Here is a 21390-nt window from a genome sequence, read left to right on the forward strand (position 1 = left end):
CCCGATTGGAGTACCCGGAGGAACAGAACGGAACAAACAGTCACCAATGGTGTGGGATGAATCACCGACGGGGATGCGGATTCCCCTGAACACGGCCACACTGGGCCCCAAAGGGCGGGTTCGGGTGCCGGGTACTTGCGAGATTCGTCCCGCCCGTGTGGACTACGCCCCATGCCACGCGTATGCGCGCGGCTGCAGAACTTACCGAATCAAGATCAGGAGGCAAGCCGTGAGCGCGACCGCGGACCACGCGGAGGAGCGGACCAACCCGGCCATGAGGCTGGGGTTCGAGCCCGGACAGGTGGTCCAGGAGATCGGTTACGACGAAGACGTCGACCAGGATCTCCGCGAGGGCATCGAGTCCATTATTGGCCAGGACCTCGTCGACGAGGAGTATGACGACACAGCCGACGTCGTGGTGCTCTGGTTCCGCGACGAGGACGGCGACCTTACGGACGCCCTGGTGGACGCCATCGGTCTCCTTGAGGACGGTGGCGCGGTGCTGCTGCTGACTCCGAAGACCGGCCGGGATGGATACGTCGAGCCCAGCGACGTCAATGACGCCGCGCAGACGGCCGGCCTGTCGGCGGCCAAGAGCGTCAGCGTCGGGAAGGACTGGTCGGGCACGCGCCTGAAGTCCCCCAAGCGCTGATCCCTCCTCACGCCCCACCGGGCCCCCTCAGGCAGCAGCCTGAGGGGGCCCGGTGCGTGGGCGGTGCGTAGGGTGGGCCTTCACCGGTACGGCCCATTGAAGGGAAGGCGTTTCCATGGCTATCGAGGTCGGCACCCAGGCCCCGGAGTTCGAGCTCAAGGACAACCACGGCAGGACCGTGAAGCTCAGTGACTTCCGCGGCGAGAAGAACGTGGTGCTGCTCTTCTACCCGTTCGCCTTCACCGGCGTCTGCACGGGCGAGCTGTGCGAACTGCGGGACAACCTGCCGAAGTTCGTCAACGACGACACCCAGCTGCTCGCCGTCTCCAACGACTCCATCCACACCCTGCGCGTCTTCGCCGAGCAGGAGGGCCTGGAGTACCCGCTGGTCTCCGACTTCTGGCCGCACGGCGAGGTGAGCCGCGCGTACGGCGTCTTCGACGAGGACAAGGGGTGCGCGGTGCGCGGCACGTTCGTCATCGACAAGGAGGGTGTGGTCCGCTGGACCGTAGTGAACGCCCTCCCGGACGCCCGTGACCTGAACGACTACCTCAAGGCGCTCGACACCATCTGAGCGCGGCACCCGCCTGGCCTGGCGACACCCCTGATGGGTCGTTCGGCCGAATCGTCTGTTTGACCCGGGAACCGGTCACTAGGATCCATTCGTTGATCCGATGCCAACGCACGACGGGGACGCTGACCAAGCCGGCCCCTCACACCATTGGGAGGACTCGTGGGAGTCAGCCTCAGCAAGGGCGGCAACGTCTCGCTGACCAAGGCCGCCCCCAACCTGACCGCGGTCATCGTCGGTCTGGGATGGGACGCACGCACCACCACCGGGGGTGACTTCGACCTGGACGCCAGCGCCCTGCTGACCAACGACCAGGGCAAGGTCACCAACGACTCGAACTTCGTGTTCTTCAACAACCTCAAGAGCCCCGACGGCTCCGTCGAGCACACCGGTGACAACCTCACCGGTGAGGGCGAGGGCGACGACGAGGTCATCAAGGTGAACCTGGCCGGCGTGCCGGCCGACGTAGCCAAGATCGTCTTCCCGGTCTCGATCTACGAGGCCGAGTCCCGCCAGCAGTCCTTCGGCCAGGTGCGCAACGCGTACATCCGCGTCGTGAACCAGGCGGACAACTCCGAGCTGGCCCGCTACGACCTGAGCGAGGACGCCTCGACGGAGACCGCGATGGTCTTCGGCGAGCTGTACCGCAACGGCGCGGAGTGGAAGTTCCGCGCCATCGGCCAGGGTTACGCATCGGGCCTGCGCGGCATCGCGCAGGACTTCGGCGTCAACGTCTGAGCCCGCAGCTCTTCCCGTCCGGCGCCGCACCCTCCCGGTGCGGCGCCGGACGCGCTCACCACCTGTTCCACTTCTCGGGGAGGACACGATCATGGGCGTCACGCTCGCCAAGGGGGGCAATGTCTCCCTCTCCAAGGCCGCACCGAACCTCACCCAGGTGCTCGTCGGTCTCGGATGGGACGCGCGCTCCACCACCGGGGCCGACTTCGACCTCGACGCCAGCGCGCTGCTGTGCGCGAATGGGCGGGTGCTCGGCGACGAGTACTTCGTCTTCTACAACAACCTCACGAGCCCCGAGGGCTCGGTCGAGCACACCGGTGACAACCTGACCGGTGAGGGCGAGGGCGACGACGAGTCGCTGATCGTCGACCTGACCAAGGTGCCGGCCGGCTGCGACAAGATCGTCTTCCCGGTCTCGATCCACGACGCGGACAACCGCGGCCAGACCTTCGGACAGGTCGCCAACGCGTTCATCCGCGTGGTCAACCAGGCCGACGGCCAGGAGCTGGCCCGCTACGACCTGAGCGAGGACGCCTCGACGGAGACCGCGATGATCTTCGGTGAGCTGTACCGCTACGGCGGCGAGTGGAAGTTCCGTGCAGTTGGCCAGGGGTATGCGTCGGGTCTTCGGGGCATCGCTCTAGACTTCGGGGTCAACGTCTCCTAAAGAGATCGCCCGGTTGCGTTCAAGTCGAGTGCCGTCAGGGGCGGTCCCTGCCGGGGGTCCGGGGGTGGTCCCCGGGAGACAGCAGCGCAAAGCCGTGCGCGGTGCGGGAGGACACCCGCTCCACCCAGGGCCGGCCCGCTCTACACGATGGGGAAGTCAGTGCTTCTGAAAACCTTCGGCTGGTCATTCGTGATCACCGCGATCGGCCTGGTCCTGGCCGTGCTCTACGACGGCTGGACAGCCCTCGGTGTCGTCGCCATTCTGGCGGTCCTCGAAATCTCGCTGTCCTTCGACAACGCGGTGGTCAACGCCGGAATCCTGAAGAAGATGAGCGCCTTCTGGCAGAAGATCTTCCTCACGGTCGGCGTCCTGATCGCCGTGTTCGGCATGCGCCTGCTCTTCCCCGTCGTCATCGTGGCCATCAGCGCCAAGATCGGCCCCATCGACGCGGTCGACCTCGCCCTCAACGACGCGAACCGCTACCAGCAGCTGGTGACCGACGCCCACCCGTCGATCGCGGCCTTCGGCGGCATGTTCCTGCTGATGATCTTCCTCGACTTCATTTTCGAGGACCGTGACATCAAGTGGCTCGCGTGGCTGGAGCGCCCGCTGGCCAAGCTCGGCAAGATCGACATGCTCTCGGTCTGCATCGCGCTGATCGCGCTGCTCGTCGCGTCCATGACGGTCGCCACCCACGCCCACCAGCACGGCGGCGGGCACGTCGACAAGGCGCAGACGGTCCTGATCTCCGGCATCGCAGGCCTCATCACCTACCTCGTCGTCGGCGGCCTCTCCGGCTACTTCGAGAACCGTCTCGAAGAGGACGAGGAGCGCGAGCACGAGCAGGAGGAGGAAGCCAAGCGCACCGGCAGCAAGGTGTCCGCCGTGGCCATGGCCGGCAAGGCCGCGTTCTTCATGTTCCTCTACCTGGAGGTCCTGGACGCGTCGTTCTCCTTCGACGGCGTGATCGGCGCCTTCGCCATCACCAACGACATCGTCCTGATGGCGCTCGGCCTGGGCATCGGCGCGATGTACGTACGGTCGCTCACCGTCTACCTGGTCCGCCAGGGCACCCTGGACGACTACGTCTACCTGGAGCACGGAGCGCACTACGCGATCGGTGCGCTGGCCGTGATTCTGCTCGTCACCATCCAGTACGAGATCAACGACGTGATCACGGGCCTGGTCGGCGTGGTCCTCATCGCCTGGTCCTTCTTCTCCTCCGTGCGCCGCAACCGCCGCATCGAGGCGGCCGGCGGCGAGGACGCGGGCGAGAGGGCGGAAGTCGGCTCCGGGGTGTGACCCCGGTGCTTCCGGAGCGCACGCCCTGGGGCGTGTGATCCGGCTCCGATTGCGGAACGCTCTCTGCGGGGCGGTCACGAGGCTCCGGCCTCGCCGGCCGCCCCGCAGGGCTTTGACGGCCCGGTGTGCGGGGACAGTTCACGGACCTATGGGGTGGGGGAGATGGCGTTCTGGGACGGCCTGGTGCGGGGCAGGGCCTCACAGTTCGACTCGGGCAGCGCGGCGACGAACACGATCGAGCTGACCCGACGGCACAACACGGTCTCGCTGGGCAAGCAGGGTGCCAACACCGGCAGCCTGCGGATCAACCTGTCCTGGCGGATGCGGACCTCGGACTTCGGGGGCAAACCCGCCCAGAGCGGGCGGCTGCTGCGCCACCCGCTCCAGTTCTTCAAGCCGGAGATGGTGCAGGGGCACACCCATTCCATGGTCAATGTCGACCTGGACCTCGGCTGCCTCTACGAACTCCAGGACGGCACCAAGGGCGTCGTCCAGCCGCTCGGCAACTTCTTCGGCGCCACCAACAAGCCGCCCTACGTGGAGTGCAGCGGCGACGACCGCTTCGGTTCGGCGTCCGGCGAGACGGTCTTCGTCAACCTGGACCACCGGGACGAGATCAAACGGCTGCTGGTCTTCGTCTACATCTACGACCAGACCCCGGCCTTCGACCGCACCCACGCCAAGGTGACGCTCTATCCGAGCAACGGCCCGCGCATCGAGATCGAGCTCGACGAGCGCGCCCCGGAGGCCCGCTCCTGCGCCGTGGTCTGCATCGAGAACGTCAAGGGCGACATGATCGTGCGGCGCGAGGTGAAGTTCGTGTACGGATTCCAGGCCGAGCTGGACCGCCTGTACGGCTGGGGGCTCCAGTGGGGCCGCGGCTACAAGACCAAGGCCTGAGCCGCGGCCGCCCCCGGCGCCCTACTGACGGATGAACTGCGGCCCCATGGGCGGCAGGACGAACGTGGGGTCGGGCGCCGGAGCGCTCTGGGGGTAGCCGTACGCGGGCTGCGGCGAGGTGGGCTGCGGATAGCCGTACGAGGGCTGCGCGGCCGGCGGCTGCGCCGGGGGAGCGGGGTGCGGGTAGCCGTAGGCGGGCTGCGGCGAGGTGGGCTGCGCCGCGTGCCGCGGGAGCGGCTGGGGCACGGACGGCGCACTGGGCGTACTGGGCGCGCTGTCGGCGCCCTCGCCGTCGTCCACCGAGATGCCGTACTCGGTGGCGAGACCCACCAGGCCCGTGGGGTATCCCTGGCCCACCGCGCGGAACTTCCACGCGTCGCCGCGGCGGTACAGCTCGCCGCAGATGATCGCGGTCTCCTCGCCGGTCTCGGGCTTCACGTCGAACAGCGCGACCGGCTCGCCCCCCGACACCGCGGCGTCGAAGAGCAGGATCCGCAGATCCCGCACGGCACGGAACGTCGCGCCGTCCGACGACGCGGTGATCAGCACCCGGTCCACGGAGCGGTCGAGCGCGGCGAGATCGGCCTCGACGGTGTCGGTGAGCCCTTCCACGACGCGCTTCTTGGGGAGCCTGCGCACCAGCCCCGAGGGATGGCGCGGCTGGTTGTAGAAGACGAAGTCCTCGTCCGAACGCACCCGGCCGTCGGCGCCGAGCAGCAGCGCCGACGCGTCCACGTCCGGGACATCGGCGCCGGGCGACCAGCGGAGCACGGCCCGCACGGCCGGGGCCTCCAGCGGGACGTTCGAGCCCTTCAGCATCGCGTGCGTCATGCCCGTCATCCTGCCTTCCCGCGGGCCCCGCGGACAACGCGGGGCCGCCCCGCTCCGTCTCTCGGCGTACCCGGCCGCCCCACGAGGCGTGACGATGCAGATGAGTTACCTGAACTTCATGCACTTGGGGAACTCTTGACACGTGTTCCTACGTACTATTACCGGCCACTCAATTTCCGGGCCTTCCTGGCAGTACGGGGGATGTATATGCGTCATTTCGGGCACGTCCCGCCGGCGGTGCGGAAGGACCTCTTCCATCAGGAGCCCTGCGCATTCACCGCGGGCTCTTCCGCCCGCGTGCTGTCGGCCGCCCTGGGCGCCACCCTCTACAGCCCGGCGACCCGGCCGTCCCTCGCCGACGACGTCCTGAAACAGGCTCGCCGGGGAGTCGTGTCCATGGTGCTCTGCCTGGAGGACTCGATCGACGACGCGGACGTGGTGGCCGCCGAGACCAACCTGGTCCGCCAGTTCGCCGACCTCGACGCCCGCGCCGAGGGAGTCCCGCTGCTCTTCGTCCGTGTCCGCGACCCGCTCCAGATACCCGACCTGGTGCAGCGCCTCGGCGCCTCGGCGCGGCTGCTCTGCGGCTTCGTCCTGCCGAAGTTCACCGAGGAGCGCGGCCTGCCGTTCCTGGAGGCGCTGACCGCCGCCGAGTCCGCGTGCGGCCGCCGGCTCTTCGCCATGCCCGTCCTCGAATCGCCCCAGCTGCTCCATCTGGAGACCCGCGCCGAAACCCTGGCCGGAATCGCGCGCACGGTGGAGAAGTACCGTGAGCGGATCCTCGCCCTGCGTCTCGGTGTCACCGACTTCTGCTCCGCCTACGGACTGCGCCGCTCGCCGGACATGACGGCGTACGACGTGCAGATCGTGGCCAACGTCATCGCGGACGTCGTGAACGTGCTCGGCAGGGCCGACGGCAGCGGCTTCACCATCACCGGCCCCGTCTGGGAGTACTTCCGGCTCCAGGAGCGGATGTTCAAGCCCCAGCTGCGCCGCAGCCCCTTCCTTGAGGGGCGCGCCGAGGCGCTGCGCACCGCCCTGATCGAGCACGACCTGGACGGGCTGCTCCGCGAGATCGAGCTCGACCGCGCCAACGGACTGCTCGGCAAGACCTGCATCCACCCCTCGCATGTGATGCCCGTCCACGCCCTGTCGGTGGTCAGCCACGAGGAGTTCAGCGACGCCCAGGACATCCTGCGCCCCGAGCGGGACGGCGGCGGGGTGCTGCGCTCGGCGTACACGAACAAGATGAACGAGGTGAAGCCGCACCGCGCCTGGGCCGAGCGCACCCTGCTGCGGGCCGAGGTGTTCGGCGTCGCCGCCGAGGACGTCGGCTTCGTGGACCTGCTCGCGGCGGGCCTGGCCGACTGACAGGCGCGGCTCCCGGCGGGGCGCGGGCGGCGGCGCGAACGATCAGCTTTGAAGCGTTCGAAGTACTCGAATCAGTCGAATCGCTTGAATCATTCACATCAACAGTCATGAACAGCCATCAACAGTCATGAACAGTAGGGACACAGCAACGTGGTGGAGTGGTCGGGAACGTGGGTCGCGCAGCGGCTCGGAGTCGAGCTCGTCGGGGACGAGCACCTGAGCGACCTGCTCGGGCTCGCCCTGCGCCGCAACCCAAAGCGCGCCCATCTGCTCGTCTCCAACGTCCTCGGCAAGCATGTGCCGCAGAGCCCTTCGGTGGTGTGGCGCGCCGGGTACGAACTGGGCGTCCGCGTACGGCAGTTGCTGGGCCAGGAGGCGGCCGCGCGCGCCGTGGTGCTCGGGTACGCCGAGACCGCGACGGGTCTGGGCCACTGTGTCGCCGACGGGCTGGGCCTCGCCCCCTGCCTCCACTCGACCCGGCGCCCGGTCGAGGGCGTGGCCACGGCCGGCGGGTTCGAGGAGTCCCACTCCCACGCCACGTCCCACCTGCTGCTGCCCGAAGTCCCCCGACTCCTTGCGGGCGGCGGCCCGTTGGTCCTGGTGGACGACGAGTTCTCGACGGGCAACACGGTCCTCAACACCATTCGCGACCTGCACGCGCGCCACCCGCGCGACCACTATGTGATCGTCGCGCTCGTCGACATGCGCTCCCCGCAGGACCGCGACCGCCTCACCGCCTTCGCGGCACAGACCGGCGCCCGCGTCGACCTGATCGCCTCGGCCTCGGGCACGGTACGGCTGCCCGAGGGGGTCCTGGAGAAGGGGCGGGCGCTGGTGGAGGAGTACGAGGGCGGCCGTGCGGCGGCGCGGGGGGCTTCGGCCGGGACGGCCGCGCCGTCGGCGCCGCCCGGCCTGCCGGTGAACCCCGCACATCTGCTTTGCAAGAGCAGCGCTCCCCGGCAGCCGTACGCCGACCGCGTCGACCTCCGCTGGCCCGCCGGTCTGCCCGACGGGGGCCGGCACGGGTTCACCCCCGCGCACCGGGCCGAGCTGGACGCCGCGCTGCCCGGCATGGCCGCCCGCCTGGCCCGGGCCCTGGACACCCTCGGCGAGGTGGAGAAGCGGCGCGTCCTGGTCCTCGGTTTTGAGGAGCTGATGTACGCACCCCTGCGCCTGGCCGTCGCGCTCGAAGAGCTCGACGGGGGCGAGGCGGGCTCCGGCGCCGGCTTCGAGGTGCGCTACTCGACCACCACCCGCTCACCCGTGCTGGCCGTCGACGACCCCGGGTACGCCATCCGCACCCGCCTCGCCTTCCCCGCGCACGACGACCCGGCCGACGGGCCCGGCGAGCGGTACGCGTACAACGTCGCGGGCGGCGGCTTCGACGCGGTCGTCGTCGTCGTGGACTCGGCCGCCGACACCAATCAACTGCACGCGCCCGACGGCCTGTTGGCCCAGCTGGCCGCCCACATCCCGCACGTCGTGCTCGCCGTGCTGCCCTCGTACGTACCCCAAGGTGTCCCCATGCCCGAGCCGCTGCGCGGTCCCGCGTTCTCCTCCTACGCGCCCGACGAGGTGGGCTGGCTGCTCAAGGACCTGTCCGCGGTCGAGCTCGAAGCGCCGACCGAGGAGCGCGAGGAGGCCATCCAGAGCGGCGGCGCCCACTACGCGGAGTCGCTGCCGGTCGAGTACCAGCCGAGCCCCCAGTACCAGGAGCTGTTCCGCGCCGCGCTCGACACCTCGGCCGACCGGATCGCGCGCGCCGTCGGCGTGGTCACCGAGACCGTCCTGGCCGAGCGGTCGCCGCGCCCGGTGCTCGTCTCGCTCGCCCGCGCCGGGACACCCGTCGGTGTCCTGATGCGCCGCTGGGCCCAGCACCGTCACGGCCTCGACCTGCCGCACTACGCGGTCTCCATCGTGCGCGGCCGCGGCATCGACCCGAACGCGCTGCGCTGGCTCGCCGCCCACCACGACCCGGCCGACGTGGTGTTCGTCGACGGCTGGACGGGCAAGGGCGCCATCACCCGCGAACTGGCCGCAGCGATCGGGGAGTTCCCCGAGTTCGCGGGCTTCGTCCCGGAGATCGCCGTGCTCGCCGACCCCGGTTCCTGTGTGCGCACGTACGGCACCCGCGAGGACTTCCTGATCCCCTCCGCCTGCCTCAACTCGACGGTCTCCGGCCTGATATCGCGCACCGTGCTGCGCCAGGACCTCATCGGCCCCGGCGACTTCCACGGCGCCAAGTTCTACCGCGAGCTGGCCGGCGCCGACGTCTCGGGCGCCTTCCTCGACGCCGTCGCCGCCCGCTTCGACGCGGTCGCCGCCGACGTGGACCGCGAGGCCAAGGTGCTGCGCGACACCGACCGCACCCCGACCTGGGAGGGCTGGGCCGCCGTCGAGCGGATCAGCGAGGAGTACGGCATCCACGACGTCAACCTGGTCAAGCCCGGCGTCGGCGAGACCACCCGGGTGCTGCTGCGCCGGGTCCCGTGGAAGATCCTCGCGGGGCGCGGCGCGGGTGCCGACCTCGACCACGTCAGGCTGCTGGCCGAGCAGCGCGGCGTACCGGTCGAGGAGGTGGACGGCCTTCCGTACAGCTGCGTCGGCCTGATCCACCCCCAGTACACGCGGGGTGCCACCGGCGCCGACGGCAAGGCGGTGGCCGCCAAGTGAGTACGCCGCTTCCGCTGGTCGCCAGTGACCTCGACCGCACCCTGATCTACTCGACCGCGGCCCTCGGCCTCACCATGCCCGACGCCCGCGCGCCCCGGCTGCTGTGCGTCGAGGTGTACGAGCACAAGCCTCTCTCGTACGTCACCGAGCACGCGGCCCGCCTGCTGGCCGAGGTGAAGGCGGCCTCCGTGTTCGTGCCCACCACCACCCGCACGCGCGAGCAGTACCACCGCATTCAACTCCCGGGGCCCGCATCGGAGTTCGCGATCTGCGCCAACGGCGGGCACCTGCTCGTCGACGGCGTGTCCGACCCGGACTGGGCCCGTGCGGTGGCCGGCCGCATTGCCGCCGAGTGCGCCCCCCTCGACGAGGTCCGCGCCCACCTGAGGGCCACCGCCGACCCGCTGTGGCTCCGCAAGGAGCGGACCGCCGAGGACCTTTTCGCCTACCTCGTGGTCGAGCGCGACCTGCTGCCCGGAGAGTGGGTCAAGGAACTCGCCGCCTGGGCCGGGCCGCGCGGCTGGACGGTCTCCCTCCAGGGGCGCAAGATCTACGCCGTCCCGAAGCCCCTCACCAAGAGCGCGGCGGTCCGCGAGGTGGCCCGCCGCACCGGGGCCCGGCTCACCCTGGCCGCCGGGGACTCGCTCCTCGACGCCGACCTGCTGCTCGCCGCCGACCAGGCGTGGCGCCCGGGCCACGGGGAGCTCGCCGAGGAGGGCTGGCTCGCCCCGGGCACCGAGGCCCTGACCGAGCGCGGCGTGCTCGCGGGCGAGGAGATCCTGCGCCGCTTCCTGGCCCGCGCGACGCGGTGAACGACGGCCGTTCCCGTCGGCCGGTCCAGCGGGTACGGTCGCCGCATGACCAAGGGAAACAGCACCAAGATCACGGACGAGCTGTACGCCTACATGCTGGCCCACAACCCGCCCCTCGACGCGGTGCAGCAGGGCCTCGTGAAGACCACGTACGACCTGCTGCCCGACTATGCGGGCATGCAGTCGGCGCATGAGCAGGCGCCGCTCCTCGCCTTCCTGGTACGCCTGGTGAATGCCCGTCATGTCGTCGAGGTGGGCACCTTCACCGGCTTCTCGGCGCTCGCCATGGCGCAGGCGCTGCCCGCCGACGGCACGTTGATCGCCTGCGACATCTCCGAGGAGTGGACGGCCCACGGCAAGGAGGCCTGGGCGGCGGCCGGGGTCGGCGACCGCATCGACCTGCGCATCGCGCCCGCGCTCGACACCCTGCGCGCGATGCCGTCCGAGCCGCACATCGACTTCGCCTACCTGGACGCGGACAAGGGCAACTACATCGCGTACTGGGAGGAGTTGGTGCCCCGCATGCGGCCCGGCGGCCTCATCGCCACCGACAATGTGCTCTTCCACGGCGCGGTCCTGGACCAGGAGGCGACGGGCGCGCCTGCCGCGATCCGTGCGTTCAATGAGCACGTGGTGGCGGATGAGCGGATGGACAGCGTCATGCTGACTGTTGCGGATGGGCTGACCCTGTCCCGCAAGCGGTAGCGCTCCGTGGGGGGGGTGGGGGGGCGGGGTTTTTGGGCGCGGGCCGCCGGGGGTGTGGGTTTGGCAAGGTGCGGGCCCGCCGGGGGTATGGGCGCTGGGTGCGGGCCCGCCCCAGGCTCTGCCGGTTTGCGCAGTTCCTCGCGCCCCCAACCCGTCTTTGCGTGCGGGCCGTTGGGGGGTGGGCGGGCAGTTCCTCGCGCCCCCCGGCAGAGCCGGTGTCGGCGGGCGTTCGGGGTGGTCAGCCGCAGCAGCCGCCTCCGCAGCAGCCGCCACCGGCGCCGCCCGCGGAGGGGACCGCGTTCGGGGTGGTCAGCCGCAGCAGCCGCCTCCGCAGCAGCCGCCACCGCCGCCGCCCGCGGAGGGGGCCGGGCCCGACTTGGCGGAGCCGGCCACGGCCACCGTGGAGAGCAGCTTCACCGTGTCGTCGTGGCCCACCGGGCAGGTCGCGGGCGCGGCGGACTCGGCCATCGGGCGGCTGAGCTCGAACGTGTCGCCGCAGGAGCGGCAGCGGTATTCATAGCGAGGCATGACCCCAGCCTAAGCGGTCGAGCTTCGAAGTCCTTCGGGGGTTGATCACGTTGGCGGGTTGTTGGAGCCAGCGGGACAGCGGCGCCCGGGCTCGGCAGGTAACTGGCAGGCCAGTGCCTTGACTTCGGCGGTCTGCAGCGGGGTGAAACGCGACGGTCTTCCGGAACGCTTACGGTCCTCAAGGGCCGGAAGACCGCCGGTGGCCAACCGGCCCCGCCACGTGCGCACCGTGTCCACGTGCAGGCCGGTCTCACCGGCGATCCGTGCGTTGGAGCGTCCACGTGCTGCACGCAGCACAGGGTCCGCGCGCATCCGGGCCTGGCGGGGACTCTTGTGGCCATAGGCCATCTTCTTCAGCCGATGCCTCTGCGAAGCTGTCAGCGATATCGGGCAGGCGGAGGCAGCAGGCAGGGCAGGCAGGTCGATCAGCAGAAGTGGATCTCACCGGCCGCCCCTTGCCGCAACACCCGCCGCCGCGGCCGTATTGCGCGCTTTGACAGTCCGGCGGCGCGGATGCTCGGGTTACTGACCGCTGCCTTCGGCGAGGGTGTGTGCGACAAGCGCGTTGGCGTGGCCGTGGCCGAGTCCATGCTCGGTCTTGAGCCAGGTGACGAGTTCCATGTGCTTGGTCAGGGGCGAGGAGTGGATGAGGTCCTTCCAGTCCGTGATCGGGCGGCCGTACTTCTTCTCGATCGAAGGGAAGTAGCTGGCGGGGCCCTTCACCGGTCCGGTCATTGCGGTGTCCTGTCTACCTGTAGTGATCTTGATCGTTGTCTTGGTCGCGTCCGCGGTTCGTGGGCGGGTGCTGCTACTTCTGTGCTGCGGAGAGGGTCGTCATCAGCCGGGCCGTGACGGCCGTGAGCCACAGGAGGCCGAGTCCGGCTCCGGCGGTGAAAGCCAGCACGGTGGCGGAGGAGCCGGCGAATCCGGCGAGGACCCCCAGCGGTACCAGGCGTGAGCTCACGGCCCATCCGCGCTGCCGGTGCGTGGCGAAGTGTCGGGCCAGGACGAGGAACGCCGCGGACAGCGCGAGGAAGCCCACCATGGCGCTGAGCATGTGGACGGCGCCGTGCCAGCTCAGGGAGGCGGCGGAAGCCTGGGGGGCACTGGCGGGGAAGCCTGCCCCCGGGTCCGCAGTGAACACCGCGGCGAGGGCGAACGAGATGCCGAACACACGGATCAGGCGCGGCGCCCAGGTGCCGGCGGGTGCGCCGTCCAGCGCGCGGCGGATCCCGGCCGCACCCGCGGCGGCCAGCATGCCGGTCAACAGGAAGCTGGTCACCTGGATCCAGCCGAGATCGCCCAGGCTGAGCTGGCTGATCGCGTTGCGGCTGAAGTCGAAGCCGTCGCGGGTGAGCCCTTGGACGGCACCGAGGCCCAGGAACAGCGGACCTGCCGTGACGCCGCCCGCCAGCAGAACCCGCGTCGTCGGCCATGCCGACGCGGAGCGGGCCGTGACCGGGACGCCGATGCTCTGGGTCATGCGATTCCCCCATGCGTAGAACTAGACGGTGTGGTACTCGTCGGAGCCGGGCGCTAGATTAGTCACATGAGAACTGGACTGTCCAGTACCGAAAGGTTGGCGATGGAAGCGAGCGAGCAAGGCCGGTCCGCACGCAAGCACAAGGCGATCCTGGACGCCGCGACCCAGGCGTTCATGGCCAAGGGGTACTCCAGGACCAGCATGGACGACATCGCGAAGCAGGCCGCAGTCTCCAAGCAGACCGTCTACAAGCACTTCGCGGACAAGGAGCAGCTGTTCGCCGAGATCGTCCTGGCCACGACTGACCGGGTCGACGCCATGGTCGACCTGGTGGCCGACATCCCGGCCGACGCCGAGGCACTGGAGGAGAACCTGACCCGCCTGGCCCGCCAGTTTCTGGCCGCCCTCACTCAGCCCCAGGTCCTCCAACTGCGGCGCCTGATCATCGCCAACGCCGACACCTTCCCCGAACTCGGCGCCACTTGGTATGAGCAGGGCTTCGAACGGGTCCTCGCCACCCTGGCAGCCACCTTCCAACGCCTCGCCGACCACGGTCTCCTCCGCGTTTCCGACGTGCATCTGGCCGCCAGCCACTTCACCGGCCTGCTCCTGTGGATCCCCGTGAACAAGGCCATGTTCCACGGCAGCCCCCAGTACACGCAGAACGAACTCGAGCGCTATGCGGACGCCGGCGTCCGGGCCTTCACCGCTGCCTACCGATGACCCAAAGCGACACGCCGCCAAGCCGCCGCCCCCGGGCACGCGGAAGAGGACGCCAGTGGTGCGCCGAGGACGGCCTCCGTCACGTCACAGTTCCTCGGGGGGCTGGTGGCGGGCCTTCCAGTACGGGTTGTCGTGCGGCAGGAAGCCGGTGACCCGCCCGTACATCCCGAACACCATGAGCAGCAGCCCGACCACGAAGCTGAACAGCACGTTCTGCATCTTGAAGGCCAGGAAGTCGCGCGACGTGTCGAGCAGCGCCAGGTTGACGAACCCGCTGATCAGGAACAGCACACCGAGCACGATGTTGAGCGTCGACGCGAAGTTGCCGCCCTTGACCATTCCGTACAGGAGCAGCAGCCCGACGACGACGGACAGGACGCTCAGCGCACCGTTGGTGCTGAGGCCCGCGACCGTGTCACCGCCCGTATCGAAGAACCCGATCTGGTGGACCAGGCCGAGGATGCCGAAGACGAGCAGAAAGAGCCCCATGATTCCGGCGCCGAAGCGGTACACGCGGCTGAGGCGGTGGTCGATCGGCAGGTGTTCGTTGAGCGAGACGCGGCTGTGATTGATGCGCTGCGAGATCGTGTGGCTGGCCATGGTCGGGGCCCTCCTCATCCCTAGGCACGCAGGGCGTACGTACACCAGGATCCGCCCGGCCGGTGCCCGCAACAACTCAGCGGCGGGGAGGCACGGCGCGGGCCCCTGGTGGCTGGGGCGGGGGGCCGGTCAGGTGCCCGTGGCCCACGGGGGCTGGGGCGGCGGGCCGGTCAGGTGCTGTGGCCCAGCTCCTCGCGGATCCGGGTCACCACCTGCGCCACCGTCTGCCGCACCGCCTCGGTCTCCGTGAGGAAGTGCCAGTAGTCGGGGTGCCGGCCTTCGAGCGTGGCGATCGCCCGGTCCAGGCGCGCCACCGAATCGTCCAGCGGCCGGGCGTGCCGGGGGTCGGGGGTGTTGCGGCCGGACATCGCCAGCCGCTGGGCGTCACGGATCGCGAACCGGGTGCGCTGGATCTCCTGCTGCGGGTCCTTCGCCACGGCGTCCAGCCTGCGCAGCCGGTCACCGGCGGCCGAGACGGCCTCGTCCGTGGTGTTGAGCAGCGCCCGCACCGTGCTGAGGCGCGACGTCGCGTCGGCCCAGCGCTGCTCCTCGCGCGCCACGGCCGCCTCCTTGAGCTTGTCCTCGGCCTGCCGCACGGAGACCGCGGCCTGCTCGGGCACGTGCTGAAGGTCCTGCCAGCATGCGGCGGCGAAGCGGCGGCGCAACTCGCTCAGCACCGGGTCGACCTTGCCGGCCCGGGTGGTGAGCGCCTGGGCCCGGGTGCGCAGCGAGACCAGTCTGCGGTCGATCTCGGCGGCCTTCGCGGGCAGCTGCTCGGCCTCGGCCCGCAGGGTTTCCGCCTCGCGCAGGACCCGGTCGGCGCGCTGAAGGGTCTCCGGTACGCCGTGCCGGCCCGCGCCCTCGTTGAGTCTGGTCAGCTCGGGGCCGAGCGCGGCGAGCCGGGCCGCGAGGTCGTCGGCGCGCAGCCCGGACGCGCGCACGGCGTCCAGGGCGGTGCTGGCGCCGAGCAGCGCGTGCCGGGCGCGCTCGATGGCGGGGGCGAGCCGGGCGAGCTGGGTCTCGGCGGTGTCCAGGAGTGGCCGCAGGCTCTGCTCGAAGCGGTCGAGCTCGCCCTTGACCCGGACGAGTTCGTCCTTGGCCGTCGTGAGCTCGGCCCGCGCCCGCGAGGCCACGGACGTGTCGAGGTCGTCGCGGTCCAGGTCGTGGGCGTCGACGGCGTTGATGTACTGGTTGGAGACCTCGTCGATGCGACGCCCCAGGGCCGCGAAGTCGTCGACGGCACGCCGGGCGCCCGGCGAACTGTCCACGGCCGTGATCGTCTCGATGGAGATCCGCAGGTCGCGCTGGGCGGTGTCGAGCTCGTAGAACGCGGCCGCCGCGGCGTCCTTGGCGGCCTGCGCGTCGGCCCGCACGCTCTCGCCGCGCCCGCCGAACCAGCGACGCGTACCGCCTCCGGCGAAGGCGCCGGGCAGCACGGCGGCGCCGAGCACCACGGGGAGGGCCATGAGCGCCAGTACGTCCCGGACGTCCCGGACAGTGGCACCCGCTCTGCTGTACGGCCGCGCGTGTGTCGCCGTCACATCCCTCTCCCGTGCTGTGTCGCCCTGCCCGGTCCATTCTCCCACCAGGTAAGGACGAACACACGGCCCGGTCAGTTCACGCTTCCTTCTCTCTGTTTACGGCGCGGGCGGGGGCGTCACCGGGGCGTGCGTCACCGGGGCGTGCGTCACCGGGGTGGACGTCATCCGAGGTGGACGTCATCCGGGGTGGACGCTGACGCGGCCGTTGTCGCTGCGCGCGTCCAGCACATGCGTACTGGAACCGGAGCGGTCCACGCTCACATCGACCTTGCCGTCGTCCGAGCGGGCCGCGACCTTGTAGGTGTCCTTCGGCACGGTCAGCTCGACCCGGCCGTTGTCGCTGACGGCCAGCACGCTGTCCGGCACGACCGCGAAGGACAGCTCGACCCGCCCGTTGTCCGAGGTGGCCCGCACGCTCTTCGACCTGATCCCCTCGCCCTCGATCCGCCCGTCCTGAGCGGTGAGATCCAGCGGCCCGGAGGAGTTGGTGACGCTCACGCGGCCGTTGGCGGACGAGATGGTGAGCGGGGTGTCGAACCCGCCGGCCTCCACCCGGCCGTCGGCGTCGCGCACGGTGACCGCGACCCCGCGCGGCACCTTCACCTCGTGCCGGGCGCCACAGCTCTTGATCAGCCCGTCGCACGTCACGTCGAGGCTCAGCGTGCCGTTGTCGAGCGCCCAGCTCGCGTCGGGCCCACTTCCGAAGGCGGTCCACCCGTCCACCTGCCGGTCGACCTCGACGTCCTTCACGTCGGCAGGAGCCACGACGACGGTGGAATGACCGGCGTCGATGGTCAACGCCTTCGCCGCGAAGGGGAAGTTCTTGTGCTCGACCGGCGCGTCCGAGGCATCCGAACTCCCGCACCCCGTAAGTGCGAACGCCAGCAGCCCGGCCCCGCCGACGGCGAGCAGCGTGGTGCGACAGCGAAATGCCATGGTGTTGTTCCCCCTGGTTGCCTGCGGTGGCTCTCCCTCCACGCTAGGGATCCGGGTCCCGCCGCGCGCTGAAGCCTGCTACCGAACCCGAGGTGGTGCCAGCCCCACCCCCCGCCCGCCCACGATCTGGTTTGCGGCGGCACCCCGTGCGCCATGTACGCTGTTCCTCCATCCACGGGTGTGTAGCTCAGGGGTAGAGCGCTGCTCTTACAAAGCAGATGTCGGCGGTTCGAAACCGTCCACGCCCACCGACGGGATGTCAGCAGGTGAGAGCCTGCTCGGGCCCTCCAGCCAAGATCGGCTGGAGGGCCTTCTCTGTGATCGAAGTCCACAAAGAGTCCACCCCTCCCCACAGCACCCTGCTCCGGTCGCCGACGCGATCGACGTACCCCTGGCAGAACTCAGGCAGTAGAAAGCCCCGGCCATCACCGCGGGAAGCGCTGATGGCCGGGGACGTCCAGATGCTACTCAGAGGGCGGGCTGGCCGGAGCCCGGGCACATCTCCCGGCTCCCCTCCGGCTGGTGCGGCGGGGTGGGCTGGCCGGACGCTGCCCCATTGGTGGAGCCGCAGAACGGGCAGTTGCCGGCGCAGCGCGCAGGGTCGAACCGGTCACCTCGGCGGCGACAGGTGCATTCCATTTCGACACGTCCCTTCGGTAGAGGGTGGTGCTCCAGGTGGTGCACTCCCAGGCGCCTACTCGGCCGGGGAAGATCAGAACTCGCCTTGCAGGGAGAACGGGTTGTTGCCCTTGTCCTGCCCGGGACGAGCCATGTGGTGGAACAGACAGTGAGCGCGCCCCGTCGAGTGGAACACCACGCCGAACCCGGGGTTTTGAGCATCCTCTGCGTAGGTTTCAGCCCGCTCGATCTCGGTGTTCCCTGACGCGGCGAGGGCCGCGGCGAGGTACTGGGCAAGCAGCCGCGGGTTGGTCTTGCCATTGGTGTACAGATCCGGGTACGCAACCTCCGCAGGCGCGGCGCCGGTGACGGGCGTCTCGGGCTGGTCCGCCATGTCACCAGGGGGCGCGATGGTGGTCAGCCCGATCCAGGCACGTGCGCCGGACGTGAGAGTGATCTGCCAGCCGTACAGGTGATCAGCGCCACGGTCCCAACGGTCCACGGCCTGGACGTCGGGCGCCTTGGCCAGTGCTTCGGTGGCGAAGGCGTGGAACCTCTGAATGCGCATTTGTGATCATTCCTCTCGTCGCGGCGGCTGCGACAGTCTATGAGTGGGAGCCGCGGGCGTTGGCTCAGCGCCCGCGCGGCAGGAACCTCCGCTGGGATTCCTGAGTCAGCCCCGCCGCGCGCGGCATCCGTCTCCTTCGCCGAGGCAGACCGCAGCTCACTGGTCCGTATCGTTGCCTCGCTGAGCTGCCCGGGTGGAGACGGCCGCAGGAAGGCGATCCGCTTCATGTCGGGGCCGAGGTCGAGGGTGATGCGCCCAGTCCGTCCCTCGCGGTCGTACACGACGTAGTCCCACCTCGTCACGAGTCGGCCCCCTCGCCGAGCAGGGCCGTGCCGGCCCGGATCAGCCTCAGCACCCGGGCCGGGTCGCACAGTGTGCCAGGCCAGGACATGGGCACGGCCCAGTAGCTTGCCCACGTCTCGGTCTGCTCGTCCTCTCCGACCCGTGGCACGCCTACGAAGTGGCCGAGACCGAGATACGCGGCGTGTGGGCCGAGATCCGGGCCGGGCGGAGCCGGTGGCACCAGGGCGTAGAAGCGGCGGCCGCCCGGGTCGTGGATGACGGGGCCGTCCAAGGTGCGCAGGGTCGTCGAGGCCAGCGAAAAGCCGCTGTCAGTCCCCACGCCGTGCACAAGCTCGTCGGACAGACGGAACGCACAGAACTTACTGCCGAGCGCGAGGACGGCGAGACGGCGGTCGGCCCACTGCGTGTACGCGTCGGACGGACGGTGAAGGCTGTTGGCCAGCCACACGGAGATGGCCGCGTTCTTCGTGTCCGTGAGGATATGGGCAGGTGCTGAGCTCATGGGTGCCTCCGCCGTCGGCTGCTCGAAGCGGCGCGGAGCGCCGTCATGACGAGCAAGGTAAGGAGGCAGGAACCGGGCTCGCTCGGCGATTGCGCGCAATTGCGGATGCAGGCAGGCAGATTCGCCTGGATTGCTCAGATGATGTCGAGAGATGCCCGGGCGCGTGCGATGGCTCGGTGCGCCTGCGGGCCGTACACGGCGGACTCGGCCAGCCAGTTCCATGCGCGCTCGTACAGTCGGATCGAATCCTCGTCGTCGAGCCACATCTCAGTGTCGATCGTCTCGACGATCACCAGACGCCGGTCGTAGATCCAAAACCCGTGTGCCGGGGTACGCCGCAGTTGCACGCCGAGCGGCACGATGCCGAGCTCGATGGTGTCGAGGCCAATCAGACTGACGAGGCGGTCAAGTTGAGCCGCGTGTACTTCGCGCGAGCACATCCGCACGTACAAGGCGGCCTCCCACACGAGGAAGCGAAAGCTCCTGCCAGGTTCGTACAGGGCCTGCTGGCGGCGCATCCTCGTCCGCACGGCGTCGTCGATGTCCTTGACGACCTGCCTGAACTCGGAGTTCGCGGCGAAGGTCGCCCGAGCGTAGTCCGGCGTCTGAAACAGGCCTGGAATGCGGGCGACTTCCAGGCCGCGGATCGCCTTCGTGTCCGCCGTTTCCGCAATGGCCAGCTCCTGTCGAGCACGGTGCCCGGTTGCCAGCTGGCGGCGCCAGGACCGGTACTTGGTCTCTACCCCCGACAGGAGTCCGGTTAGCTCGCCCGCAAGCTCCGGCCGGCCAACCGCCTGCGCCCATGCACCGAGATCGCCTGGAGTAGGGGTCTGCTTCCCGCGCTCCAGGCGGGACACCTTGGAGCGCTGCCAGCCGAGCCGTTCCGCGATGCCTTTCCCGTCGAGACCCACCGCGGTGCGCAGCTCACGCAGCCGCGCACCCAAAGCGATCCTCGCGTTCTGGAAGTCCGTGCTCACACGGTGGAACGTACCTGCCTCTGGAACTCGCCGGTACGGGTCGCGTAGTGCCAGGCCTTGTCACGCGCCTGGCAGGCAGCAAGGACTTCGGCGGGATCCTCGCTGATGATCACGCCCAGGGTGTTGTCCTCATCGTCGAAGGCAAAGCGGACCAGAGTGCGGGAGTCGAAGAGCCAGAAGTCCCAGGCGGGCAGTCCGAGCCGGCTGGCTTCCGATCGGGTCAGATTGCGGATGTCCTCGCCGGCTGCGACGTTCCCGAGCCCGGAGGCCAGGAGGTACTGTTGGCCCTCGGTGGCCGGCTCATCGACGACCCGGACACGCTCGAAGCGCTTGCCCTCCTCCGTCTGCTTGTGCACGTTGGTGCGCCAGGCATCGAAAGGCTCGTCAGCGATGCTTTGCCCGGCCTGCCAGCGCTGCCACTTCTCGCCCCTGCGGTCGGAGGCGTAGCCGCGTCGTGTCTCCAGGCGCCAGGCCGTGTGTTTGAAGTCAGCGAACATGTGGGCCACTTCGGGGAACGAGATCAGGTCATTCGTCTTGGTCTGGGGAGCGAATCGAATGAGTAGATCACGAGGCACGGTGACGAAGGCCTCCGTCTCCTTCACGTCGCGCAGTTGCACGAGGTGTTCGGGATCGGTGACTCGCTCGCCTTGCACGAGGATGTCTCCGGTCCCCTCGACTTCGTACAGCGTTGGGCAGTCACCGTCGTCGCTGGTGGTGCCGATGAACCGGAGCGTCATGTCGCCCTCCATCTGGTCTTGTTGGGGGACCAGCATGCGATGGCCGACCCAGGGGCCGCCCACTGATTGCGGCAAATTGCGAATCACCGCTTCAACAAACTGAGTTGCGGGCAACGCCACAGAGGAAGCGCCCCCCGCCGGACCCGAAAGGACGGCAGGAGGCAATTGTGCGAGCGGCTACAGCGAGAGCTGGAACGCCGACGCGCTCGGGACGGTGGCGGCGGAGTTGTGACGCGGGCAAGAGCAACCGGGATACGTCCAGCGTGCTGGGCAATGGCCTTGGCGGCAAGCGGAACCCCGCGAGCGGTGCGCGTGACGGTCCGGGCCACGCGGAGACACGCGCGATGGCATGGCAGCTCATCTCCGCCAAGGCGGAAGGTCGAGATCGGCGGGCGGGTCGGGCCAGGGAGGTGTTGCCCGACCCGGACACTCGGGGGCGCGCGGGGTGGCCGCCCGCTGGCGGTGCCCCGGTGCATCTGCCCGCACGCCTGCCCGGCGCCCGGTCGTCCCTGGGACGGTCAAGTGTTTCGTCCACACCGAGTCGTATGTCGGAGGGGCGCATGGCGCAGGCGATATGCGGGGCACCAACGCAGAGCGGGAAGCGGTGCCGGAGCAAGGCAGTCATCGGCACCTCGCGGTGCTCCAAGCACCA

Annotated in this window: 23 protein-coding genes and 1 tRNA gene; 12 read left to right on the forward strand and 12 right to left on the reverse strand. The window is 69.8% G+C overall.

Annotation, left to right across the window (positions count from 1 at the left end; all coding sequences use genetic code 11):
- Positions 1–229 precede the first annotated feature (229 nt).
- The 6 genes from ACGFW5_RS22325 (at position 230) to ACGFW5_RS22350 (ending at position 4830) form a co-directional block, all read left to right on the forward strand.
- Positions 230–652 carry a DUF3052 domain-containing protein gene (locus ACGFW5_RS22325; protein ID WP_267053425.1) on the forward strand — a complete coding sequence of 141 codons (423 nt, stop codon included), beginning with the start codon at positions 230–232 and terminating at the stop codon, positions 650–652.
- Positions 653–767: 115 nt separating this feature from the next.
- The gene (locus tag ACGFW5_RS22330; RefSeq protein ID WP_393836022.1) at positions 768–1226 is read left to right on the forward strand and encodes a peroxiredoxin; all 459 of its coding nucleotides are present in this window, start codon (positions 768–770) and stop codon (positions 1224–1226) included.
- 159 nt (positions 1227–1385) lie between these two features.
- Positions 1386–1961: a TerD family protein gene (locus ACGFW5_RS22335; RefSeq protein ID WP_267053427.1), complete on the forward strand. Its 576-nt coding sequence runs from the start codon at positions 1386–1388 to the stop codon at positions 1959–1961.
- Between the two features lie 91 nt (positions 1962–2052).
- On the forward strand, positions 2053–2628 hold the full coding sequence (locus tag ACGFW5_RS22340) for a TerD family protein (protein ID WP_350230091.1): 576 nt from the start codon (positions 2053–2055) through the stop codon (positions 2626–2628).
- Between the two features lie 159 nt (positions 2629–2787).
- Positions 2788–3930 (forward strand): DUF475 domain-containing protein, encoded by a 1143-nt coding sequence (locus ACGFW5_RS22345; RefSeq protein WP_393836023.1) that lies wholly within the window; start codon positions 2788–2790, stop codon positions 3928–3930.
- Positions 3931–4092: 162 nt separating this feature from the next.
- Positions 4093–4830 carry a Tellurium resistance gene (locus ACGFW5_RS22350; RefSeq protein ID WP_393836024.1) on the forward strand — a complete coding sequence of 246 codons (738 nt, stop codon included), beginning with the start codon at positions 4093–4095 and terminating at the stop codon, positions 4828–4830.
- Positions 4831–4851: 21 nt separating this feature from the next.
- Here the strand turns inward: ACGFW5_RS22350 and ACGFW5_RS22355 are convergent, their stop codons facing one another.
- Positions 4852–5670 (reverse strand): TerD family protein, encoded by an 819-nt coding sequence (locus ACGFW5_RS22355; RefSeq protein ID WP_393836025.1) that lies wholly within the window; start codon positions 5668–5670, stop codon positions 4852–4854.
- A gap of 198 nt (positions 5671–5868) precedes the next feature.
- Here ACGFW5_RS22355 and ACGFW5_RS22360 point away from each other — a divergent pair, with 198 nt between their 5' ends.
- From ACGFW5_RS22360 to ACGFW5_RS22375, 4 genes are all read left to right on the forward strand, one after another.
- Entirely contained in the window at positions 5869–7032 is a 1164-nt protein-coding gene (locus ACGFW5_RS22360) for an HpcH/HpaI aldolase/citrate lyase family protein (RefSeq protein ID WP_393836026.1), read from the forward strand.
- A gap of 153 nt (positions 7033–7185) precedes the next feature.
- Positions 7186–9705: a phosphoribosyltransferase gene (locus ACGFW5_RS22365; RefSeq protein WP_393836076.1), complete on the forward strand. Its 2520-nt coding sequence runs from the start codon at positions 7186–7188 to the stop codon at positions 9703–9705.
- Positions 9706–9779: 74 nt separating this feature from the next.
- Positions 9780–10517 (forward strand): HAD family hydrolase, encoded by a 738-nt coding sequence (locus tag ACGFW5_RS22370; protein WP_393836077.1) that lies wholly within the window; start codon positions 9780–9782, stop codon positions 10515–10517.
- Between the two features lie 45 nt (positions 10518–10562).
- The gene (locus tag ACGFW5_RS22375) at positions 10563–11222 is read left to right on the forward strand and encodes an O-methyltransferase (RefSeq protein ID WP_393836027.1); all 660 of its coding nucleotides are present in this window, start codon (positions 10563–10565) and stop codon (positions 11220–11222) included.
- Positions 11223–11531: 309 nt separating this feature from the next.
- On the opposite strand, the gene ACGFW5_RS22380 is transcribed toward ACGFW5_RS22375, so the two are convergent.
- From ACGFW5_RS22380 to ACGFW5_RS22395, 4 genes are all read right to left on the reverse strand, one after another.
- Positions 11532–11750, reverse strand: coding sequence for a zinc ribbon domain-containing protein (locus ACGFW5_RS22380; RefSeq protein ID WP_393836028.1), 219 nt, complete (start codon positions 11748–11750; stop codon positions 11532–11534).
- Between the two features lie 45 nt (positions 11751–11795).
- A complete protein-coding gene (locus tag ACGFW5_RS22385; RefSeq protein ID WP_393836029.1) occupies positions 11796–12098 on the reverse strand; it encodes a helix-turn-helix domain-containing protein in 303 nt (100 codons plus the stop codon).
- A 174-nt stretch (positions 12099–12272) separates the two neighbouring features.
- Entirely contained in the window at positions 12273–12485 is a 213-nt protein-coding gene (locus ACGFW5_RS22390; protein WP_393836030.1) for a DUF4287 domain-containing protein, read from the reverse strand.
- 73 nt (positions 12486–12558) lie between these two features.
- Complete coding sequence (locus ACGFW5_RS22395) at positions 12559–13233, reverse strand: DUF998 domain-containing protein (protein WP_393836031.1); 675 nt, start codon at positions 13231–13233, stop codon at positions 12559–12561.
- A 66-nt stretch (positions 13234–13299) separates the two neighbouring features.
- Between ACGFW5_RS22395 and ACGFW5_RS22400 the strand changes: the two genes are divergently transcribed.
- Positions 13300–13956, forward strand: coding sequence for a TetR/AcrR family transcriptional regulator (locus tag ACGFW5_RS22400; RefSeq protein ID WP_393836032.1), 657 nt, complete (start codon positions 13300–13302; stop codon positions 13954–13956).
- Positions 13957–14040: 84 nt separating this feature from the next.
- Here the strand turns inward: ACGFW5_RS22400 and ACGFW5_RS22405 are convergent, their stop codons facing one another.
- From ACGFW5_RS22405 to ACGFW5_RS22415, 3 genes are all read right to left on the reverse strand, one after another.
- The gene (locus ACGFW5_RS22405) at positions 14041–14556 is read right to left on the reverse strand and encodes a DUF4383 domain-containing protein (protein ID WP_393836033.1); all 516 of its coding nucleotides are present in this window, start codon (positions 14554–14556) and stop codon (positions 14041–14043) included.
- Positions 14557–14726: 170 nt separating this feature from the next.
- Positions 14727–16097: a hypothetical protein gene (locus ACGFW5_RS22410; protein ID WP_393836034.1), complete on the reverse strand. Its 1371-nt coding sequence runs from the start codon at positions 16095–16097 to the stop codon at positions 14727–14729.
- A 177-nt stretch (positions 16098–16274) separates the two neighbouring features.
- A complete protein-coding gene (locus tag ACGFW5_RS22415) occupies positions 16275–17033 on the reverse strand; it encodes a DUF4097 family beta strand repeat-containing protein (RefSeq protein ID WP_393836035.1) in 759 nt (252 codons plus the stop codon).
- Positions 17034–17209: 176 nt separating this feature from the next.
- Between ACGFW5_RS22415 and ACGFW5_RS22420 the strand changes: the two genes are divergently transcribed.
- Positions 17210–17281, forward strand: a tRNA-Val gene (locus ACGFW5_RS22420).
- Between the two features lie 464 nt (positions 17282–17745).
- On the opposite strand, the gene ACGFW5_RS22425 is transcribed toward ACGFW5_RS22420, so the two are convergent.
- From ACGFW5_RS22425 to ACGFW5_RS22440, 4 genes are all read right to left on the reverse strand, one after another.
- On the reverse strand, positions 17746–18219 hold the full coding sequence (locus tag ACGFW5_RS22425; RefSeq protein ID WP_393836036.1) for a hypothetical protein: 474 nt from the start codon (positions 18217–18219) through the stop codon (positions 17746–17748).
- A 298-nt stretch (positions 18220–18517) separates the two neighbouring features.
- Entirely contained in the window at positions 18518–19024 is a 507-nt protein-coding gene (locus tag ACGFW5_RS22430) for a hypothetical protein (RefSeq protein WP_393836037.1), read from the reverse strand.
- Between the two features lie 134 nt (positions 19025–19158).
- Complete coding sequence (locus tag ACGFW5_RS22435; protein WP_393836038.1) at positions 19159–20001, reverse strand: helix-turn-helix domain-containing protein; 843 nt, start codon at positions 19999–20001, stop codon at positions 19159–19161.
- Positions 19998–20738, reverse strand: coding sequence for a DUF6879 family protein (locus ACGFW5_RS22440; RefSeq protein WP_393836078.1), 741 nt, complete (start codon positions 20736–20738; stop codon positions 19998–20000). The genes ACGFW5_RS22435 and ACGFW5_RS22440 overlap by 4 nt, the downstream gene beginning before the upstream one ends.
- Positions 20739–21390: the final 652 nt, after the last annotated feature.

This window comes from Streptomyces sp. NPDC048416, from assembly GCF_043200435.1.
Lineage (GTDB): Bacteria > Actinomycetota > Actinomycetes > Streptomycetales > Streptomycetaceae > Streptomyces.